This is a genomic window from Psychrobacillus sp. NEAU-3TGS, assembly GCF_029955155.1.
In the GTDB taxonomy this organism is placed as follows: Bacteria; Bacillota; Bacilli; order Bacillales_A; family Planococcaceae; genus Psychrobacillus.
The window spans coordinates 625,486-643,466 of the sequence record NZ_JAPNOZ010000012.1 but is presented as its reverse complement, the minus strand read 5'-3'; the positions used below and the strand labels follow the sequence as shown (position 1 = coordinate 643,466).

Here is a 17,981-nt window from a genome sequence, read left to right as displayed (position 1 = left end):
CGAATGACTAAAATCAGAGTTCATGAATACGCGAAACAAATAGATAAATCGAGTAAAGAAGTTATAGAGCAACTAGGAAAACTTAATATTCAAGTGAAGAATCATATGGCGATGCTTGAAGGAGATGCTGTCCAAAAACTAGACGGTATTTATAAAAAGTCTACCGCTAAACCTAGCAAACCAGCTCAAAATCAATCACAAGCAAAACCAGCTGGCCATTCACAATCAAGACCAGTAAACCAAAACCAATCAAGACCGGCAAACCAAGGAGCAGCAAGACCGTCTCAAGGGAATGCTAGCCAAGGTTCAAACAACCAATCAAAAGATAAAAAGCCTTTTAATAACAATAATCGCCCAGGCGGAAATAACCGACCAGGCGGCCAAAATAGACCAGGTGGACAAAACAGACCAGGTCAAAAATTCCAAAAAAGAAGAAAAGGCCCAACAACGCCTGTTCAACCGCCAGTACCAAGAAAAGAAAGAGAGCTTCCTGAAAAAATTACATTTACTGAGTCATTAACAGTAATGGAATTAGCGAAGAAACTTGGTCGTGAACCAGCAGAAATTATTAAAAAATTATTTTTACTTGGTGTAATGGCAACGATTAACCAAGAATTGGATAAGGATGCAATCGAGTTAATTTGTGCAGACTACGGGGTAGAAGTAGAAGAGGAAATAAAAATCGATATTACCGATTTAGAAGTACACTTCGAAAACTCTGAAGAAGACACAGCGAACTTAACAGAACGTCCACCAGTTGTAACCATTATGGGACATGTTGACCACGGTAAAACAACTTTACTAGACTCCATCCGTCATACGAAAGTTACGGCTGGTGAAGCAGGTGGGATTACACAACATATCGGTGCTTACCAAGTTGTAGAAAACGGCAAAAAGATTACATTCCTAGACACACCAGGACATGCTGCGTTTACAACAATGCGTGCACGTGGAGCTAAAATAACGGATATTACGATTCTTGTAGTTGCAGCAGATGACGGTGTAATGCCACAAACAGTTGAAGCGATCAATCACGCAAAAGCTGCGGAAGTACCAATTATCGTTGCAGTAAACAAAATGGATAAACCAGCTGCAAACCCAGACCGTGTAATGCAAGAGCTAACTGAACATGGTTTAGTTCCTGAAGCATGGGGAGGGGAAACGATTTTCGTTCCGATTTCTGCATTAAAAGGTGAAGGAATTGATAACCTGCTGGAAATGGTATTGTTAGTATCGGAAGTTGGAGAACTAACTGCAAATCCAAAACGTCTTGCAATAGGTTCAGTAATTGAAGCTCAACTTGATAAAGGAAGAGGGTCAGTTGCAACACTATTAGTACAGGATGGAACACTAAATGTCGGAGATCCGATTGTTGTAGGTCATGCATATGGGCGTGTACGTGCAATGGTGAATGATTTAGGACGTCGTGTTAAATCAGCAGGACCATCCACACCAGTAGAAATTACGGGGTTAAATGAAGTACCACAAGCGGGTGACCGTTTCGTCGTGTTTGAAGACGAGAAAACTGCTCGACAAGTTGGGGAAACACGTGCTTCTCATGCGCAAGTTAACCAACGCTCTGAAAAAGCTCGTGTGACATTAGACAATTTATTTGATCAAATGAAACAAGGGGAAATGAAAGAACTTAACTTAATCGTAAAAGCAGACGTACAAGGTACAGTGGAAGCAATGGCTGCTTCTCTTATGAAAATTGAAGTAGAAGGTGTAAATGTTCGAATCATTCACACTGGTGCAGGAGCTATTACTGAATCAGATATTACGCTTGCTGCTGCTTCTAACGCAATCGTAATCGGATTCAATGTACGTCCAGATACAAATGCTAAACGTGCAGCGGACCAAGAAGGCGTAGACATTCGCTTACACCGCGTTATTTATAAAGTAATCGAAGAAATTGAATCTGCGATGAAAGGATTACTTGATCCTGAATTCCAAGAGAAAATTATTGGTCAAGCGGAAGTTCGTGAAACATTTAAAGTATCGAAAGTGGGAACGATTGCTGGTTCTTATGTAATCGAAGGTAAAATAACAAGAGACAGCGGTGTTCGTATTATCCGTGACTCTATCGTTATTTTTGAAGGCGAATTAGATACATTAAAACGTTTCAAGGATGATGCAAAAGAAGTGGCTAAAGGATACGAATGTGGTATTACGATTAAAAACTTCAATGATATAAAAGAAGGCGACATTATCGAAGCATACATTATGGAAGAGATTAAACGATAATGATTGTATATGCAGAGTGTGATTTTCTCATTCCTACTGCACATTCCTTGAAAGAAAAAAGAGCAGTTCTTCAACGAACGCTCTCTCGCACGAAACAAAAGTTCAATGTTTCCATTTCGGAAATTGATCATCAAGATGTATGGCAGCGGACGACTATTGGGATTGTATGTGTTGCATCTGGGAAGGATGCTGCAAAGCGGGAGCTTACTCATGCGATCAACCATTTAGAATCTTTTCCGGAATGGGAATGCATTGATATAAGACAAGAACATTTATGATAGAAAATGAGGTGTAGCCATCATGTCGATGCGCGCTAACCGAGTTGCAGAACAAATGAAAAAAGAGCTAGGCGAGATTATTGGCCGAAAACTAAAAGATCCTCGTATCGGTTTTGTTACGGTAACAGATGTTGCAGTAACAGGAGATTTACAGCAAGCGACAATTTATGTAACTGTCCTTGATGGAAACAAAGAAGATACGTTAAAAGCTTTAGAAAAAGCAAAAGGATTTATCCGTTCGGAAATCGGACAACGTATTAGATTACGTATCACGCCTGAACTGTTATTTCAATTTGACGAGTCTGCAGCTTACGGTAATCGAATAGATGATTTACTAAGACAGATCAACAAATCATCCGAAGAGTAAAAAACAAAGAAGTCTGCTTAACAAAATGAGCAGACTTCTTTGTTCTTTATTGAGCATAATTAGATATAATTGGGATTTCCACTACAGTGCGGACGCTTTCCGCTGGCGTTGCCTTAGCCTCCTCGCTGCACTGCGGGGTCTTCGGCTAACGCTATTCCCGCTGGAGTCGCCGCCCTTTCGCTACAATCCACGAGAACTCGCCAGCTATTTAGTATCGTCTCTCGAACTTAGCACACATAAGTGTGAATAAGCGTTTAATTAATTGTGTAGCAGCTTACAATTGCCTAAATAAGACGACACCTTTTTAGAAAATGGCAACTTATGCCGTAGCGCGCCGAGCCGCATGAGCCGAAGTCATGAGACCCACTCGGGCGCAGCACGAGTTGGCTCATGCAAGGTGCGGCAAGCGCGAAGGCTCGTGGTCACTTTATGTTACGCACTATAACGAATTTGATATTATTATTGATCCAAGAGGTGAACGATATGTACGAAGGTATACTTCCATTATGGAAAGAAAAAGGAATGACTTCTCACGATTGCGTATTTAAACTACGCAAATTGTTAAAAATGAAACGAATCGGTCACACAGGAACATTAGATCCGAGTGTAGAAGGTGTACTTCCTATTTGTTTAGGGCAAGCAACAAAGGTATCAGAATATATTATGAATGAAGGTAAGACATATATAGCAACCGTTTCGATAGGTTCATCTACTTCCACAGAAGATGCAGACGGAGAAGTAATCGAACAAAATAAGGAAGAAAAGCACTTTTCAAAAGCACAAATTTTAGAAGTTCTTAAACAACTGACTGGTGAAATTACTCAAACCCCTCCGATGTTTTCCGCTGTGAAGGTGAATGGTAAAAAACTATATGAATATGCAAGAGAAGGAAAAGAAGTAGAACGTCCGAGTAGAAAAGTAATGATTTATAAGCTGAACTTGCTTGATGAACAAGAAGAATTTTCCGGAGAAAATGTTACGTTCTCGATCGAAATAGGATGCAGCAAAGGGACGTATATTCGTACACTTGCCGTGCAAATTGGAGAGCTACTTGGCTATCCTGCCCATATGGCTTCATTAGTACGAACAACCTCAGGTAATTTTACGAAAGAACAATGCTTAACATTACAAGAAGTACAACAAGCAGTCGAGAATGATCAGTTAATCGATGCTATTTTACCCTTGAAAGAGGCGCTCGGCCATTGGCCAACAATCGAAATAACAGAAGAAACCAAAAAGAGTATCTTGAACGGCCAGGTAATAGAATCTCATCCACTATTAGAATCGAATGATAAAATTGTATACGTTATAAATTCCAATCCGATTGCTATTTATATTAAACATCCAACAAAAGATGGTATGATGAAACCAGAAAAAATGTTTTCAGCTTAAAAAAGGAGATTAGTATGGAAGTATATCACGTATCTTACCCGAACCATTTATTTAAAAACGAAACAAATGATGCCTATGCTTTAGCAATTGGCTTCTTTGATGGAGTACATGCTGGTCATCAAGCGGTCATCCAAGAAGCTTTAAATAAAGGAAAAGAACGAAATATTAAAACGGCTGTCATGACTTTCGATCCGCATCCATCGTTAGTTCTTGGAGGCAGAAAAGAACAAATTTTTTATATTACTCCACTTGAACAAAAAATAGAAATATTAAAAGAGCTGCAAGTAGATGCTGTTTTTGTTGTGCGTTTTACATCTGACTTTGCGAGACTTACTCCTGCCGAATTTATCGAATCGTTTCTCAAACAAGCAAATGTGAAGCATGTTACTGCAGGCTTTGATTTTTCATTTGGAGCATTTGGGAAAGGAACGATGGAAGACATGGAACAGCTTTCAGAGGGTAAATATACCGTCACTGTCGTTGGTAAACAAGAACTATCCGGAGAGAAAATTAGCTCTACTAGAATAAGAGAAGAGCTAAAAGCAGGAAATATGGAAAACGTAAAAGAACTACTAGGACGACCTTTCATGTTATCCGGGGTTGTTGTTCATGGAGATAAACGAGGGAGAACAATCGACTTCCCAACCGCCAATATCCAACCGACTGAAGGGCAATACACACCCGCAACTGGAGTGTACGCCGTGAAAATTCGAGTTCAAGAAAAATGGTATGAGGGAGTTTGTAATGTTGGATATAAGCCGACGTTTAATAATCCCGATGAAAAAAGCTATCGATTGAAGTACATATTTTTGATTTTGATCAATCTATTTACGGGGAAGAAGTTGTCGTACATTGGTATAAGCGAATTCGCTCGGAGCAAAAATTCAATGGAATAGATGAATTAAAAGCACAAATTACAAAGGATAAATTAGTAGCAATCGATTATTTCGGACAAGCATAATTTGTTGCTTCGTATAAAATAATATGTTATTCTGTAAAAGTACAAAATTGTACTCAACCTTTCCTTGGCTTTTTCGATTCTCCAACGATTGCTCAGGAACAGGGGATATTATGAATTTTAGGAGGAAACAAACATGGCAATTACTCAAGAACGTAAAAACGAATTGATCGCTGAGTTCAGAACTCACGAAAGCGATACTGGATCTGCAGATATTCAAATCGCAATCCTTACTGAAGAAATCAATTCTTTAAACGAACATTTACGTACACACAAGAAAGATCACCACTCACGTCGTGGTCTATTCAAAATGGTTGGACGTCGCCGTAACTTGTTAAAATACTTACGTGAAAACGAAGTACAACGTTACCGTGAGCTAATCGCAAAACTTGGTTTACGTCGATAAGATACCACCTAAGAAAGCGGGATTTATCCCGCTTTTTCTTTTGTCTATGAAACTATAAACTTGTGCTGCGTGGATGGGTAAATCTACACTTATTTACTTGTGAAAGGCTCCTATAGAAAGTAAGTTATACAGCAGTTACGACAAAATGTCGATAGCTTAGACTGTATTCCGCTAACATAGGTGCTTGCGCGTAAAATACTTCGCATAGTTTGAGTTTTTTTGATACACTACTTATGATACATATAACTTTTATATACGCTATTTCAAGCAGTTTTGACGTTGAGAGGAGTTTAGATTAAATGAGTGAAAAGAAAGTGTTTACGTACGAATGGGCAGGGCGTCCGCTATCAGTAGAAATTGGACAACTTGCAAAGCAAGCAAATGGAGCAGTACTAGTTAGATACGGGGATACAAGTGTATTATCTGTTGCAACTGCTTCTAAACAACCGAAAAATTTAGATTTCTTCCCATTAACAGTGAATTATGAAGAAAAATTATACGCTGTTGGTAAAATTCCTGGTGGATTTATTAAACGAGAAGGACGTCCCTCTGAAAGAGCGATTTTAACTAGTCGTTTAATCGACCGTCCTATTCGACCATTATTTCCAGATGGTTTCCGCAATGAAGTACAAGTAATCTCCATCGTAATGTCCGTGGATCAAAACTGCTCATCTGAGATGGCAGCTATGCTAGGTTCTTCTTTAGCACTTAGTGTGTCAGACATTCCATTTGATGGACCAATTGCAGGTGTTCAAGTGGGATTAATAGGGGAAGAATTCATTATTAACCCAACTGTTGAACAAATGGAAAAAAGTACACTCGATTTAACGGTTGCGGGAACAAAAGACGCGATTAATATGGTGGAAGCTGGAGCGAAAGAAGTTTCGGAGGAAGTCGTATTAGAAGCAATTATGTTTGGTCATAGCGAAATCATTAAATTGATTGAGTTCCAAGAACAAGTAGTCGCTGAAATTGGAAAAGAGAAAAAAGAAATTCCTCTTTTTGAGCTAGACAAAGAGCTTTTTGAGGAAGTAAAAGGCATTTGCGAAACAAAACTTGTACAAGCTATTCAAGTACAAGAAAAACATGCACGCGAAGATGCTATTACGGAAGTAAAAAATGAAGTATTAGAGCAATATACTGAAAAAGAAGCAGATGAAGCAACGTTAAAACAAGTAAAAGAAATTTTAGATGCAATGGTGAAAGAAGAAGTTCGCCGATTGATCACAGAAGAAAAAGTACGTCCAGATGGTCGTGGAGTAGCAGAAATTCGTCCGCTTTCTTCTGAAGTTGGCATTTTACCAAGAACACATGGTTCAGGCTTATTTACGCGTGGACAAACACAAGCATTGAGTATTTGTACTTTAGGGCCACTTGGCGATGTACAAATTATCGACGGTCTTGGTTTAGAAGAAACAAAACGTTTCATGCATCATTACAATTTCCCTCAGTTTAGCGTTGGGGAAACAGGTCCAATTCGTGCTCCAGGTCGTCGTGAAATCGGACATGGTGCCCTTGGTGAGCGTGCATTAGAGGCAGTAATTCCAAACGAATCGGATTTCCCATATACACTTCGTTTAGTAGCAGAAGTATTAGAATCGAATGGTTCTACATCTCAAGCTAGTATTTGTGCATCAACACTTGCGATGATGGATGCCGGCGTTCCACTAAAAGCTCCTGTTGCAGGTATTGCAATGGGTCTAGTGAAAAAAGGCGAAAACTACACGATTTTAACCGATATTCAAGGGATGGAAGATCATCTAGGAGATATGGACTTTAAAGTTGCAGGTACTTCTAAAGGGATTACGGCACTTCAAATGGACATTAAAATCGACGGATTATCTAAAGCCATTTTAGAAGAAGCATTAGAACAAGCGAAAATTGGTCGTATGCAGATTTTAGAAAGCATGCTTGCAACAATTCAAGAACCACGCGAGAAATTATCTAAATATGCACCAAAAATTACAATGATCAAAATTAATCCAGACAAAATCCGTGATGTAATCGGACCTGGTGGTAAACAGATCAATAAAATCATTGATGAAACTGGCGTAAAAATTGATACAGAACAAGATGGTACAATTTATATTGCATCTCCAGATGAAGAAATGATTGCACGTGCAAAACAAATCATTGAAGATATCGTTCGCGTAGCCCAAGTAGGCGAATATTATTTAGGAAAAGTAAAACGAATTGAAAAATTCGGTGCTTTCGTAGAAATATTCAACGGAAAAGATGGTCTCCTACACATTTCAGAAATTCAAGAAGAACGTACGAAAAATGTAGAAGATGTGCTTAAACTAGGAGACGAACTTCTAGTAAAAGTAATCGAAATTGACAATCAAGGTCGCGTAAACTTATCACGTAAAGTTGTATTAAAAGAAGAAAAAGAACGTGAAGAGCAAAAAGAACAGCAATAAATAAATAGTTTAATGTGATAAAATAGGTTGACCGTAGCATTTATTACTACGGCAACTTTTTTTAATACATGAATAACTTAATGAATAACATAGACAGAGGTGTAATATTGATAAAGAAAATTACTTGTAATAACGGGCTTCGAATTGTTGCAGAACAGATTCCTCATGTACGTTCCGTAGCTGTTGGAATATGGGTGCAAGCCGGTTCTAGGTTCGAGCTTCCAGAAGAGAACGGTTTAACACATTTTATTGAACATATGTTGTTTAAAGGAACAAATAAAAGAACCGCTAAACAAATAGCGGAAGAATTCGATCGTATTGGCGGAAATATTAACGCATTTACCTCAAAAGAAAATACTTGTTATTATGCAAAAGTATTGGATCATCATGCATCACATGCAGTTGAAATACTTGCAGACATGTTCTTTAACTCGGTATTTGACCCAATCGAAATTGAAAAGGAACGCCAAGTCGTTTTAGAAGAAATAAACATGGTAGAAGATACACCAGATGATATCGTCCATGAGTATTTATGGAAAGAAATGTACGGCGATCATCCACTAGGTGCACCTATTTTAGGAACAGAGGAAACGCTGAATAGCTTTACGAAAGAAACGATTTTATCCTATATGGAAAAGCACTACACTCCAGAAAACGTTGTTATTTCCATAGCAGGTAATATTCCAGAAGGTCTCACCGAATATATTGAATCGCTATTTGGTCAATTCACGTATAAGAAATCACAGGATAGAGCGGACTTTGCTACTCCAGTGATGAAACCCATTTTTACACAAAATAGTAGAGAAACAGAACAAGTGCATCTATGTTTAGCTTACCCTGGACTAGGGGTGAAGGCAGACAATATTTATAGCTTAGTCATCCTGAACAATATTTTAGGTGGAAGTATGTCCTCCAGACTATTCCAAGAAATCCGAGAAGACAAAGGGCTCGCATACTCCATTTACTCCTATCATTCTTCCTATGAGGATACAGGGATACTTGCGATTTATGGTGGTACTTCTAGCAATCAGTTAAACGAATTGCAGTCTTCTATTAACGATACCATTCAAACCATTATTCAAAATGGATTAACAGAAACCGAAATATCCAGTGCAAAAGAGCAGCTAAAAGGAAATCTATTACTAGGCTTAGAAAGTACCAATGCACGGATGAGTCGCAATGGTAAAAATGAGTTATTATATGGAAAACATCGTTCACTTGATGAAGTGAGTGAAACAATAGATGAAGTTACGCTAACTTCTGTAATGGATTTAGCAAAAGAAATCTTTTCACACAAACCTGCAATCTCCATTATCATGCCTAAAAACGCCGATCAATCGTGATCGGCTTTTTTTTAAGGTGACATTTTATAAATGCGCAACATATATTGCCATACTCGCAACATTGGAGTATATTTGCGCAAAGTTCTCCTTCAAACGCGCAACATTACGGGGCATTTGCACAACGTTTACAATAGAGAGTCCCATTCTACCTTCGTTTCAATCTAAGTAAACTTGTTATAGTAAGAATTGGTTGCTTTCCTCGGCAATTTAGTTGCTTTCCGACTAGAATTGATTGCTTTCAATGATTAGTTGGTTGCTCTAATCCAGTTTCTGGATATTCAAATATAATCGCGAGAATTTTTGCTATGCCAGATACTATCCACAGGCATGGCATCACACTATTCAGTGAATCTGATCAGTAAGCAATTCCTCTACCCCATTTACCGCCATCCACCCCAGCTAAACTTTCGACACCAAGATCCACTAAAGCGGGATTGCTTTATTTCTTATTCACTTTGCTCAAAAATGCGCATATACATAAATAGAAAGAAATAAGGAGGGAAATGATTGTTACTTTCGGAACTGGCAGAAAAAGAGTTGATACAAGTTAGAGACGGTGCGAGATACGGAAAGTTAGCGGACACAGAACTACTCTTTAATCCAAAAACCGGTAAAATAGAAGGCTTTGAAGTATTTCAAAAGACGACATCTTTTTTCCAGGCTAATAAAACAAATAAGAAAAAAGAATTTATTGCTTGGAAAGAAATTATCCTTATTGGAAAAGATCGTATTTTATTCAATGAAACAGATTCCTCCAGTGAAGCAAGTGATTACTCATGAAAAAAAAGTGTGTCATTATTGGAACTGATCTACGCTTATCCTACTTTCACACTGCAATTAGTAAAGACTTAAATACAAAATTAGTTGCCACGATGACGTGGGATGATGAACTAAAAAATGCAATCGATCAATTTGAACCACAAATAGTATTTCTGCCGATTCACCCGCTTAAAATGGAATGCCCTTTATACTACCAGCCTCATGTGAAGTCCTATTTGTTGGCAAAAAAATAAAGAAATCGATCAAGAAATAGAGCGAAAAGACGTCGAAGTTTTTTCCTATTTAGAAGATGAGCAATATATTTGGGATAATGCGAATTTGACTGCGGAAGGATTTATTAATTATTTTTATACGCATGAAAAACAAGCAATCTATAATAAGCAATTTATCATTACAGGCTACGGGAGAGTAGGGAAAAGACTTGCACATGCTTTGCATCACTTAGGTGCAAAAGTGGTCATTTCAGTGCGCTCCGAGCATCAATTATTTGAAGCAAAAAGTTATGGTTATGATATAGAGACATTAGATAATGTATTGGATAAACAAAAAAGTAAGTCCGCCTATTTGATCAATACCATACCATCTAAATGGTTAGAAAATACGCAGGCATCCTTGTTTAAACAAGTTTTTGATCTTGCCTCAAATCCTGGATGTTTACTCGATCCTGAGGAAAATATCCCGCCTAATTATGCGCTTGCGACTAGTTTACCAGGCATGTATTTTCCACAAGATGCTGGTTTACTTATCGCCCAATCGGTTCAAAATCATTTGGCTTTTTTGAAGGGGGAAAAATCTAGTGTTGAAGGATCTTAGGATAGGTCTTGGTATTACTGCGTCTCATTGTACGTATGAGGAAGTAATACCAATGATTAAACAGTTTACGGATTTGGGCGCGGTAGTCGTGCCGATTATTACGTATTCTGTGTTAACAGCGGCAACCCGTTTTGGAACGGGAGAGGAATGGATTGAAAAAATTGAAGCTGCTAGTGGCAGTAAAGTAATTTCTAAAATTGTAGAAGCGGAGCCTTTTGGACCAACTAATCCGCTCGATTGCATGGTCATTGCACCGATGACTGGAAATTCAATTAGTAAACTGGCAAATGCGCAAACAGATTCGCCTGTATTAATGGCGGCAAAAGCGACCTTACGAAATGGAAAACCAGTAGTACTTGGTATCTCCACAAACGATGCATTAGGATTAAATGGTATGAACATTATGAAACTTTTATCGACAAAAAATATTTATTTTATACCTTTCGGTCAAGACAATCCTCACTCGAAACCAAACTCGCTAATTGCTGATTTCACAAGGATTGTCCCTACTGTGGAGCATGCTATTCAGAAAAAACAGCTACAGCCTTTACTCATTACGTATTCATCATAAATATAAATAGAGATGTATTTTCATGTATAATATGATACAATATCGCCAATATGTTTTGATTTTAGGAGGAGAGCTTTTATGTCACAAGGTTACACAGTAGCAGTAGTAGGAGCGACAGGTGCTGTCGGTCAAAAAATTATCGAAAAGTTAGTAGAAAGAAGCTTTCCATATTCAAAGCTAAAGCTTTTAGCTTCCAAACGTTCTGCAGGTAAAGAAGTGGAAGTTAATGGTTTAACATATACGCTTGAGGAAGCAACACCAGCATCATTTGAAGGAGTAGATATTGCCTTTTTCTCGGCAGGTGGCTCTATTTCGAAAGTCCTGGCAAAAGAAGCTGTTAGTCGCGGAGCAATCGTTGTAGACAATACAAGTGCTTTTCGAATGGATAAAGACACACCACTTGTCGTTCCGGAAGTAAACAAACAAGCGTTACATGAGCATCAAGGAATTATTGCTAATCCAAATTGTTCTACTATTCAGATGGTTGCCGCACTTGAGCCTATTCGAAAAGAATACGGTCTAAATAAAGTCATTGTCTCTACTTACCAAGCAGTTTCAGGTGCAGGAGCAGCAGCGATTGATGAGTTAATAACACAAAGTGAAGCGATTAAAGAACAAAATCCGAATCCAGCCATTTTACCTGTAAAAAGCGCTGAGAAGCATTACCCAATCGCTGGGAATGTAATTCCACAAATTGATGTATTTGAGGAAGATGGATTTACTTTTGAAGAGCATAAGATGATGAATGAAACGAAGAAGATTATGACACTTCCAAATCTATCGATTGCGGCAACTTGTGTACGGGTACCTGTCGTAACGGGTCATTCTGAATCTGTTTATATCGAGATAGATAATGAGAATGTAACAGTGGATGAGTTGAAACAATTACTTTCGAATACAAAAGGGATTACTTTGCAAGATGCGCCTGAACAACAGCAATATCCGATGCCTTATTTTGCAACAGACAAAGACGATGTGTTTGTTGGACGTATAAGAAAGGATCCTTCTAATAGTAAAGGCTTCCACATGTGGATAGTGTCTGATAATCTATTAAAAGGAGCAGCACTTAACTCCATTCAAATCGCAGAAGCATTAATCGAGGAACGTATTTTAAAAGAGGTGTAAGAAAATGAATATAGGTCATATTTCAACAGCGATGGTTACACCGTTTTCAGAAGATGGTTCCATTGACTTTATCGCTACTGAAAAGTTAATCGAACATTTACTAGCTACTGGAACGGAATCACTCGTTGTATGTGGAACAACGGGAGAATCTCCAACATTATCAACGGATGAGAAGTTAGAGCTCTTTAAGTTCGTAGTAGAGAAAGTAAACAAACGTGTTCCTATTATTGCAGGGACGGGAAGTAATAATACAGCAGCATCGATTGACTTGTCGCAAAAAGCAGAAGCGCTTGGTGTAGATGCACTGATGCTCGTTGTACCATATTACAATAAACCAAATCAACGAGGAATGATTGCGCATTTTGAAGCAGTGGCAAATGCGACAACATTACCGATTGTTGTCTATAATATTCCAGGGCGTTCAGTTGTCAATTTAGATGCGGATTCCATGATCGCTCTAAGTAAAATTCCATCCATTCAAATCGCAAAAGAGGCGAGTGGGAATTTAGATCAGATGACTAAAATTTTAGCTGGTACAGGGGATGATTTCAGGGTTTATAGTGGAGATGATGGATTAACTCTACCACTACTTGCACTAGGGGGAGTTGGAGTTATTTCGGTTGCTTCTCACGTAATTGGGGACGATATGCAAGAAATGATACAAGCGTTTCATGCTGGAGACCACCAAAAAGCGTCTAAAATTCATCAAGCTATTTTACCAGTTATAAATGGATTATTTGCACATCCGAATCCAGTAGTAGTCAAATATGCACTTTCCAAAGTGGGAGTGGAAGTAGGATCACTTCGATTGCCACTAGTAGAAATGACAGAGGACGAGAAAAAAGCATACGATCTTATTTGGGAAGAATACTTGAAAAATAAATAATTTTTTACTAAAAAGACTGAGGAAAGTTAAAGTGTACCCTTCGCTCGGGGCATTTTATTTTTCTTTCCGTCTTTTTTTTATTTGTGTGAATCGTCGTCGTTCGATATAATAAAATCTAGTGGATGTTGGTCGGGTTAATAATAGGAGGAAAAGATTTGGTTAAAGTAAAAAATGAGCTTATTCGTATTATCCCACTCGGTGGAGTTGGAGAAATCGGAAAAGCAATGTATGTTGTAGAAATAGATGAAGAAATATTCGTAGTAGATAGTGGACTTATGTTCCCTGAAAATGAAATGCTTGGAATTGATATCGTCATTCCAGATATTACGTATTTAGAAGAGAACAAGGACCGTGTAAAAGGAATCTTCTTAACGCATGGACATGAAGATGCAATTGGATCCATTTCCTACTTATTGCAAAAAGTACAAGCACCTGTTTATGGCTCTAAATTGACGATTGCTTTAGCAAAAACGCATATTAAAGCATTACCTACGAAACAAGCGGTAAAATATTTTGAAGTCACAAACAAAAGCCGTATGAATTTCCAAAGTACGCATGTTACATTCTTCCACACAACACATAGTATTCCAGATTCACTTGGAATTGTTTTTCACACGTCGGAAGGTGCAATCGTCCATACAGGCGAATTTAAATTTGATCAATCAGCCAAAGGAAAGTATCGTCCGGATATCGCTAAAATTGCCGGGTTAGGAGAAGAAGGAGTATTTATTCTTTTATCTGATTCTACGGAAGCAGAAAGACCAGGGTATACAACTTCTGAAGCTGTTATTGAAAACCAGTTATCCGAAACATTCCACGCAGCACGTGGTCGTATTCTAGTAGCTTTATATGCATCTAATTTTATCCGTATTCAACAAGTGTTAGATAAAGCGGCTGAAACAGGTAAAAAAGTAGCGATTGCTGGAAAAACATTAGAAAACACGTTCCAAATTGGATTGGATCTTGGTTATTTCACTGTCCAAGAGGACACGCTTATTTCGATCAAAGAAATTTCAAAGCATGAAGATGAAAATGTTGTTGTCATTGTCTCTGGCAATCAAGGAGAACCGTTAGAGGCGCTTGAAAAAATGATTCGTAAACACCACAAAGATATCAGAATTAAAGACACAGACACTGTATTAATCACGTTCACTCCTTCACCAGGAATGGAAGTTGGCATGTACCAAACGATGAACCAAATCGCAAAAGTAGGGGCAAAAGTTTTAACTGCTAGCAAAAATGTTCATGTATCTGGACATGGTAGCCAAGAAGATTTAAAAATGATGCTAAACTTAACGAAGCCAAAATACTTTATCCCGATTCAAGGGGAGTATCGCATGTTAATGGCTCACTCGAAAGTAGCGCAAGACATTGGTATGACAAAATCCGAAATATTTATCGCAGATAAAGGGGATATTGTCGAATATAAAAATGGTAAAATGCGAATGAGTGGCAGAGTGCAAGCCGGTAATGTACTAATTGATGGAATTGGAATAGGGGATGTTGGGAATATCGTTTTACGTGACCGTAAACTTCTTTCCCAAGATGGTATTTTTATCGTAGTCGTTACATTGAACCGCGCCCAAAAGAAAATAGCGTCTGGTCCAGAAATTCTTTCGAGAGGTTTCGTCTATGTACGAGAATCAGAGGAACTAATGGAGGAATCGGCGCGACTAGTTCGAACAATTGTTGAGAAATATGTGAATAAAGAAACGTTTGAATGGACAAACATAAAACAAGAAATCCGTGATACGCTAAATTCATATTTATTCCAACAAACTAAACGCCGTCCAATGATCATCCCGATTATTATGGAATATTAATATGGATAATAGAGGGATTTCCTTTCCGATCACGGAGGGAAATCCCTTTTTATAAGAGATAAGAGAATATAAGCTTATCAATCCAAGACGCAGAGGAACAGTACCACTTGGGGTTCTGTCAAAGTACTTATACATTTTTTAAAGAAAGCAGGTGATATTGTTGGCACAACAGAAGAGAAAACCAGCAAAAAAAGCAGCACCGAAAAAAAAGTCTATGCATCCACTCATGTTTGAAATTATCGGATTGCTCATTATAGGACTAGCCATCATTGCCTTTTTTGAATATGGATTAGTAGGTCGGGGACTCGCTTATATGGGGTATTTCCTATTTGGAAACTGGCATATCGCCATACCATTTATGTTTATCGTATATGCACTTATCATTATGATGAAGCAAACTTTTCCCGCATGGAATCACCGACTGTTATTGGGAAGTGGATTTATTTTAAGTAGTTTATTGTTATTTAGTCATTTAGCTCTTTTCCAACAATTATTTGAAGGAAAAGGATTAATGACAAATTCAGTTTTACGGGAAAGCTATCGTGTGCTAGTGGAAAGTGGGGGTATTACCAACCAAACGAGCTCACTTGGAGGAGGCATAATAGGTGCTATTTTATTTGCTTCTTTTCATGTTTTATTTGATTCCGCCGGAGCGAGAATTGCCGGCTGGCTGTTGCTATTAATAGGAATTATTTTATGGAGTGACAAAGCACTTGTACCGTTAGCTGTTGAGTTAGTACCGAAAGTAAGAGAAAAGTTAATGAATAGAAAGAAAAAGAAAAAGCCAGCACCTGCTAAAAAGACTTCCAGACGATCTAAGAAAGAACAGGTCCAAGAAGAATCAGTGACTGTTCACGAGGAAGTATTGACAATTCGAGACCAAGAGGAGGTAGAACAAGTTACAGCACCGATTATTTCTGCCTTTACAGAACGAATCGTGAGAAAAGAAGAAAAAGTAGAACCACCAGAAGAGATAAGCGAACCAATCGAGATTAATATGGATACAGAAGAATTAGAAAATGAGGATTATCAGTTGCCCCCAATTACTTTGTTAGATTCACCTGAGCATAGTGATCAAAGTGGTGAGTTAAATGCGCTCCAAGCAAATGCACAAAAATTAGAGAAGACATTTTTAAGCTTCGGCGTTAAAGCAAAAGTTACGCAGGTGCATTTAGGTCCAGCAGTAACAAAATATGAAGTGCTGCCGGATGTTGGGGTAAAAGTAAGTCGGATTGTCAGTTTACATGATGATTTAGCGTTGGCACTTGCGGCGAGAGATATTCGTATTGAAGCACCTATTCCTGGTAAATCAGCTATTGGAATAGAAGTGCCGAACACAGAAGTAGCGATTGTAAGCTTGCGAGAAGTACTAGAATCAGAAGAAAATAACAAACCAAATTTAAAACTACTCATAGGGTTTGGCCGAGACGTAACAGGACAGGCCGTGCTTGCACAGTTAAATAAAATGCCCCATTTACTAGTAGCAGGATCGACAGGTAGTGGGAAAAGTGTATGCATCAACGGAATCATCACAAGTATTATGATGCGAGCAAAACCGCATGAAGTAAAAATGATGATGATTGATCCCAAGATGGTAGAGTTAAATGTATACAATGGAATACCGCATTTATTAGCACCAGTAGTTACTGATCCGAGAAAAGCATCACAAGCATTGAAAAAAATTGTTTCGGAAATGGAACGACGATATGATCTATTTTCTCATACCGGTACACGAAATATGGAAGGGTATAATGATTATATTGATAAATGGAACGAAGAAAATGAGGAAAAACATCCAAAGCTTCCCTACATTGTTGTCATCGTAGACGAGTTAGCGGATTTAATGATGGTAGCGTCCAGTGATGTAGAAGATTCCATTACACGATTAGCTCAAATGGCACGTGCTGCCGGTATCCATTTGATCATTGCGACACAAAGACCGAGTGTGGACGTTATTACCGGAATTATTAAAGCAAATATTCCTTCCCGTATTGCATTTGCTGTGTCTTCTGCTATCGATTCACGCACCATATTAGATATGGGAGGAGCAGAAAAACTGCTAGGTCGAGGAGATATGTTATTTTTACCGGCCGGAAGCTCCAAACCAGTACGTGTGCAAGGTGCTTATTTGTCAGATGCAGAAGTTGAACGTATGGTGGACTTTGTCATTGAACAGCAAAAAGCAAATTATCAGGAAGAAATGATTCCTGATGAAGTGGAAGAATCACAGGAACAAATAGATAGAGATGAGCTGTATGATGAGGCTGCACAATTGGTGACAGAAATGCAGACAGCGTCGGTTTCCCTTATCCAAAGAAGGTTTAGAGTGGGCTATTCTAGAGCGGCAAGAATCATCGATCAACTCGAAATGGGTGGTATAGTAGGACCTTATGAAGGAAGTAAGCCTCGCCAAGTACTTATTACTAAAAACTCTTTAGATCAAGACAATATATGACAAAAGGATTACGACTACATGAATTTTATGTAAAGTCAATAGTAAAAATATTTATAAAAGTATTTATTTTGAACTTTTAAAGTGTTATAGTATGACTGATTAGTAGGAATGTTTTACATC

General features: G+C 38.2%; 15 protein-coding genes and 1 pseudogene. All 16 read left to right on the top strand.

Annotated elements, in window-relative coordinates; genetic code table 11:
- Window positions 1-3: 3 nt before the first annotated feature.
- The 16 genes and pseudogenes from infB to OR571_RS19490 all read left to right on the top strand — a co-directional run bounded on the left by infB (window position 4) and on the right by OR571_RS19490 (window position 17,861).
- Entirely contained in the window at window positions 4-2,244 is a 2,241-nt protein-coding gene (gene infB / locus OR571_RS19565; protein ID WP_282245323.1) for a translation initiation factor IF-2, read from the top strand.
- Entirely contained in the window at window positions 2,244-2,522 is a 279-nt protein-coding gene (locus OR571_RS19560; RefSeq protein ID WP_142537799.1) for a DUF503 domain-containing protein, read from the top strand. The genes infB and OR571_RS19560 overlap by 1 nt, the downstream gene beginning before the upstream one ends.
- A 22-nt stretch (window positions 2,523-2,544) precedes the next feature.
- The gene (rbfA, locus tag OR571_RS19555) at window positions 2,545-2,889 is read left to right on the top strand and encodes a 30S ribosome-binding factor RbfA (protein WP_282245319.1); all 345 of its coding nucleotides are present in this window, start codon (window positions 2,545-2,547) and stop codon (window positions 2,887-2,889) included.
- A 483-nt stretch (window positions 2,890-3,372) separates the two neighbouring features.
- On the top strand, window positions 3,373-4,281 hold the full coding sequence (gene truB, locus OR571_RS19550) for a tRNA pseudouridine(55) synthase TruB (RefSeq protein WP_282245317.1): 909 nt from the start codon (window positions 3,373-3,375) through the stop codon (window positions 4,279-4,281).
- Between the two features lie 14 nt (window positions 4,282-4,295).
- Window positions 4,296-5,242: pseudogene (ribF, locus tag OR571_RS19545) on the top strand (riboflavin biosynthesis protein RibF).
- A 133-nt stretch (window positions 5,243-5,375) separates the two neighbouring features.
- Window positions 5,376-5,645, top strand: a complete 270-nt coding sequence (gene rpsO, locus OR571_RS19540; protein ID WP_053589935.1) for a 30S ribosomal protein S15 — start codon at window positions 5,376-5,378, stop codon at window positions 5,643-5,645.
- A gap of 299 nt (window positions 5,646-5,944) precedes the next feature.
- The gene (gene pnp, locus OR571_RS19535) at window positions 5,945-8,065 is read left to right on the top strand and encodes a polyribonucleotide nucleotidyltransferase (RefSeq protein WP_282245309.1); all 2,121 of its coding nucleotides are present in this window, start codon (window positions 5,945-5,947) and stop codon (window positions 8,063-8,065) included.
- 107 nt (window positions 8,066-8,172) lie between these two features.
- Entirely contained in the window at window positions 8,173-9,408 is a 1,236-nt protein-coding gene (locus OR571_RS19530; RefSeq protein ID WP_282245308.1) for a M16 family metallopeptidase, read from the top strand.
- Window positions 9,409-9,915: 507 nt separating this feature from the next.
- Window positions 9,916-10,188: a YlmC/YmxH family sporulation protein gene (locus OR571_RS19525; protein ID WP_282245306.1), complete on the top strand. Its 273-nt coding sequence runs from the start codon at window positions 9,916-9,918 to the stop codon at window positions 10,186-10,188.
- A complete protein-coding gene (locus OR571_RS19520) occupies window positions 10,185-10,421 on the top strand; it encodes a hypothetical protein (protein WP_282245304.1) in 237 nt (78 codons plus the stop codon). Before OR571_RS19525 ends, OR571_RS19520 begins: the two co-directional genes overlap by 4 nt.
- A gap of 85 nt (window positions 10,422-10,506) precedes the next feature.
- Window positions 10,507-11,001, top strand: a complete 495-nt coding sequence (locus OR571_RS19515) for an NAD(P)-dependent oxidoreductase (protein ID WP_282245302.1) — start codon at window positions 10,507-10,509, stop codon at window positions 10,999-11,001.
- Entirely contained in the window at window positions 10,985-11,572 is a 588-nt protein-coding gene (locus OR571_RS19510) for a dipicolinate synthase subunit B (protein WP_282245300.1), read from the top strand. Before OR571_RS19515 ends, OR571_RS19510 begins: the two co-directional genes overlap by 17 nt.
- 78 nt (window positions 11,573-11,650) lie before the next feature.
- Window positions 11,651-12,697, top strand: a complete 1,047-nt coding sequence (locus tag OR571_RS19505; protein ID WP_282245298.1) for an aspartate-semialdehyde dehydrogenase — start codon at window positions 11,651-11,653, stop codon at window positions 12,695-12,697.
- Between the two features lie 4 nt (window positions 12,698-12,701).
- Complete coding sequence (gene dapA / locus OR571_RS19500; protein ID WP_282245296.1) at window positions 12,702-13,583, top strand: 4-hydroxy-tetrahydrodipicolinate synthase; 882 nt, start codon at window positions 12,702-12,704, stop codon at window positions 13,581-13,583.
- 155 nt (window positions 13,584-13,738) lie between these two features.
- A complete protein-coding gene (locus OR571_RS19495; protein WP_282245294.1) occupies window positions 13,739-15,406 on the top strand; it encodes a ribonuclease J in 1,668 nt (555 codons plus the stop codon).
- Window positions 15,407-15,620: 214 nt separating this feature from the next.
- Window positions 15,621-17,861, top strand: a complete 2,241-nt coding sequence (locus tag OR571_RS19490; protein WP_282246301.1) for a DNA translocase FtsK — start codon at window positions 15,621-15,623, stop codon at window positions 17,859-17,861.
- Window positions 17,862-17,981: the final 120 nt, after the last annotated feature.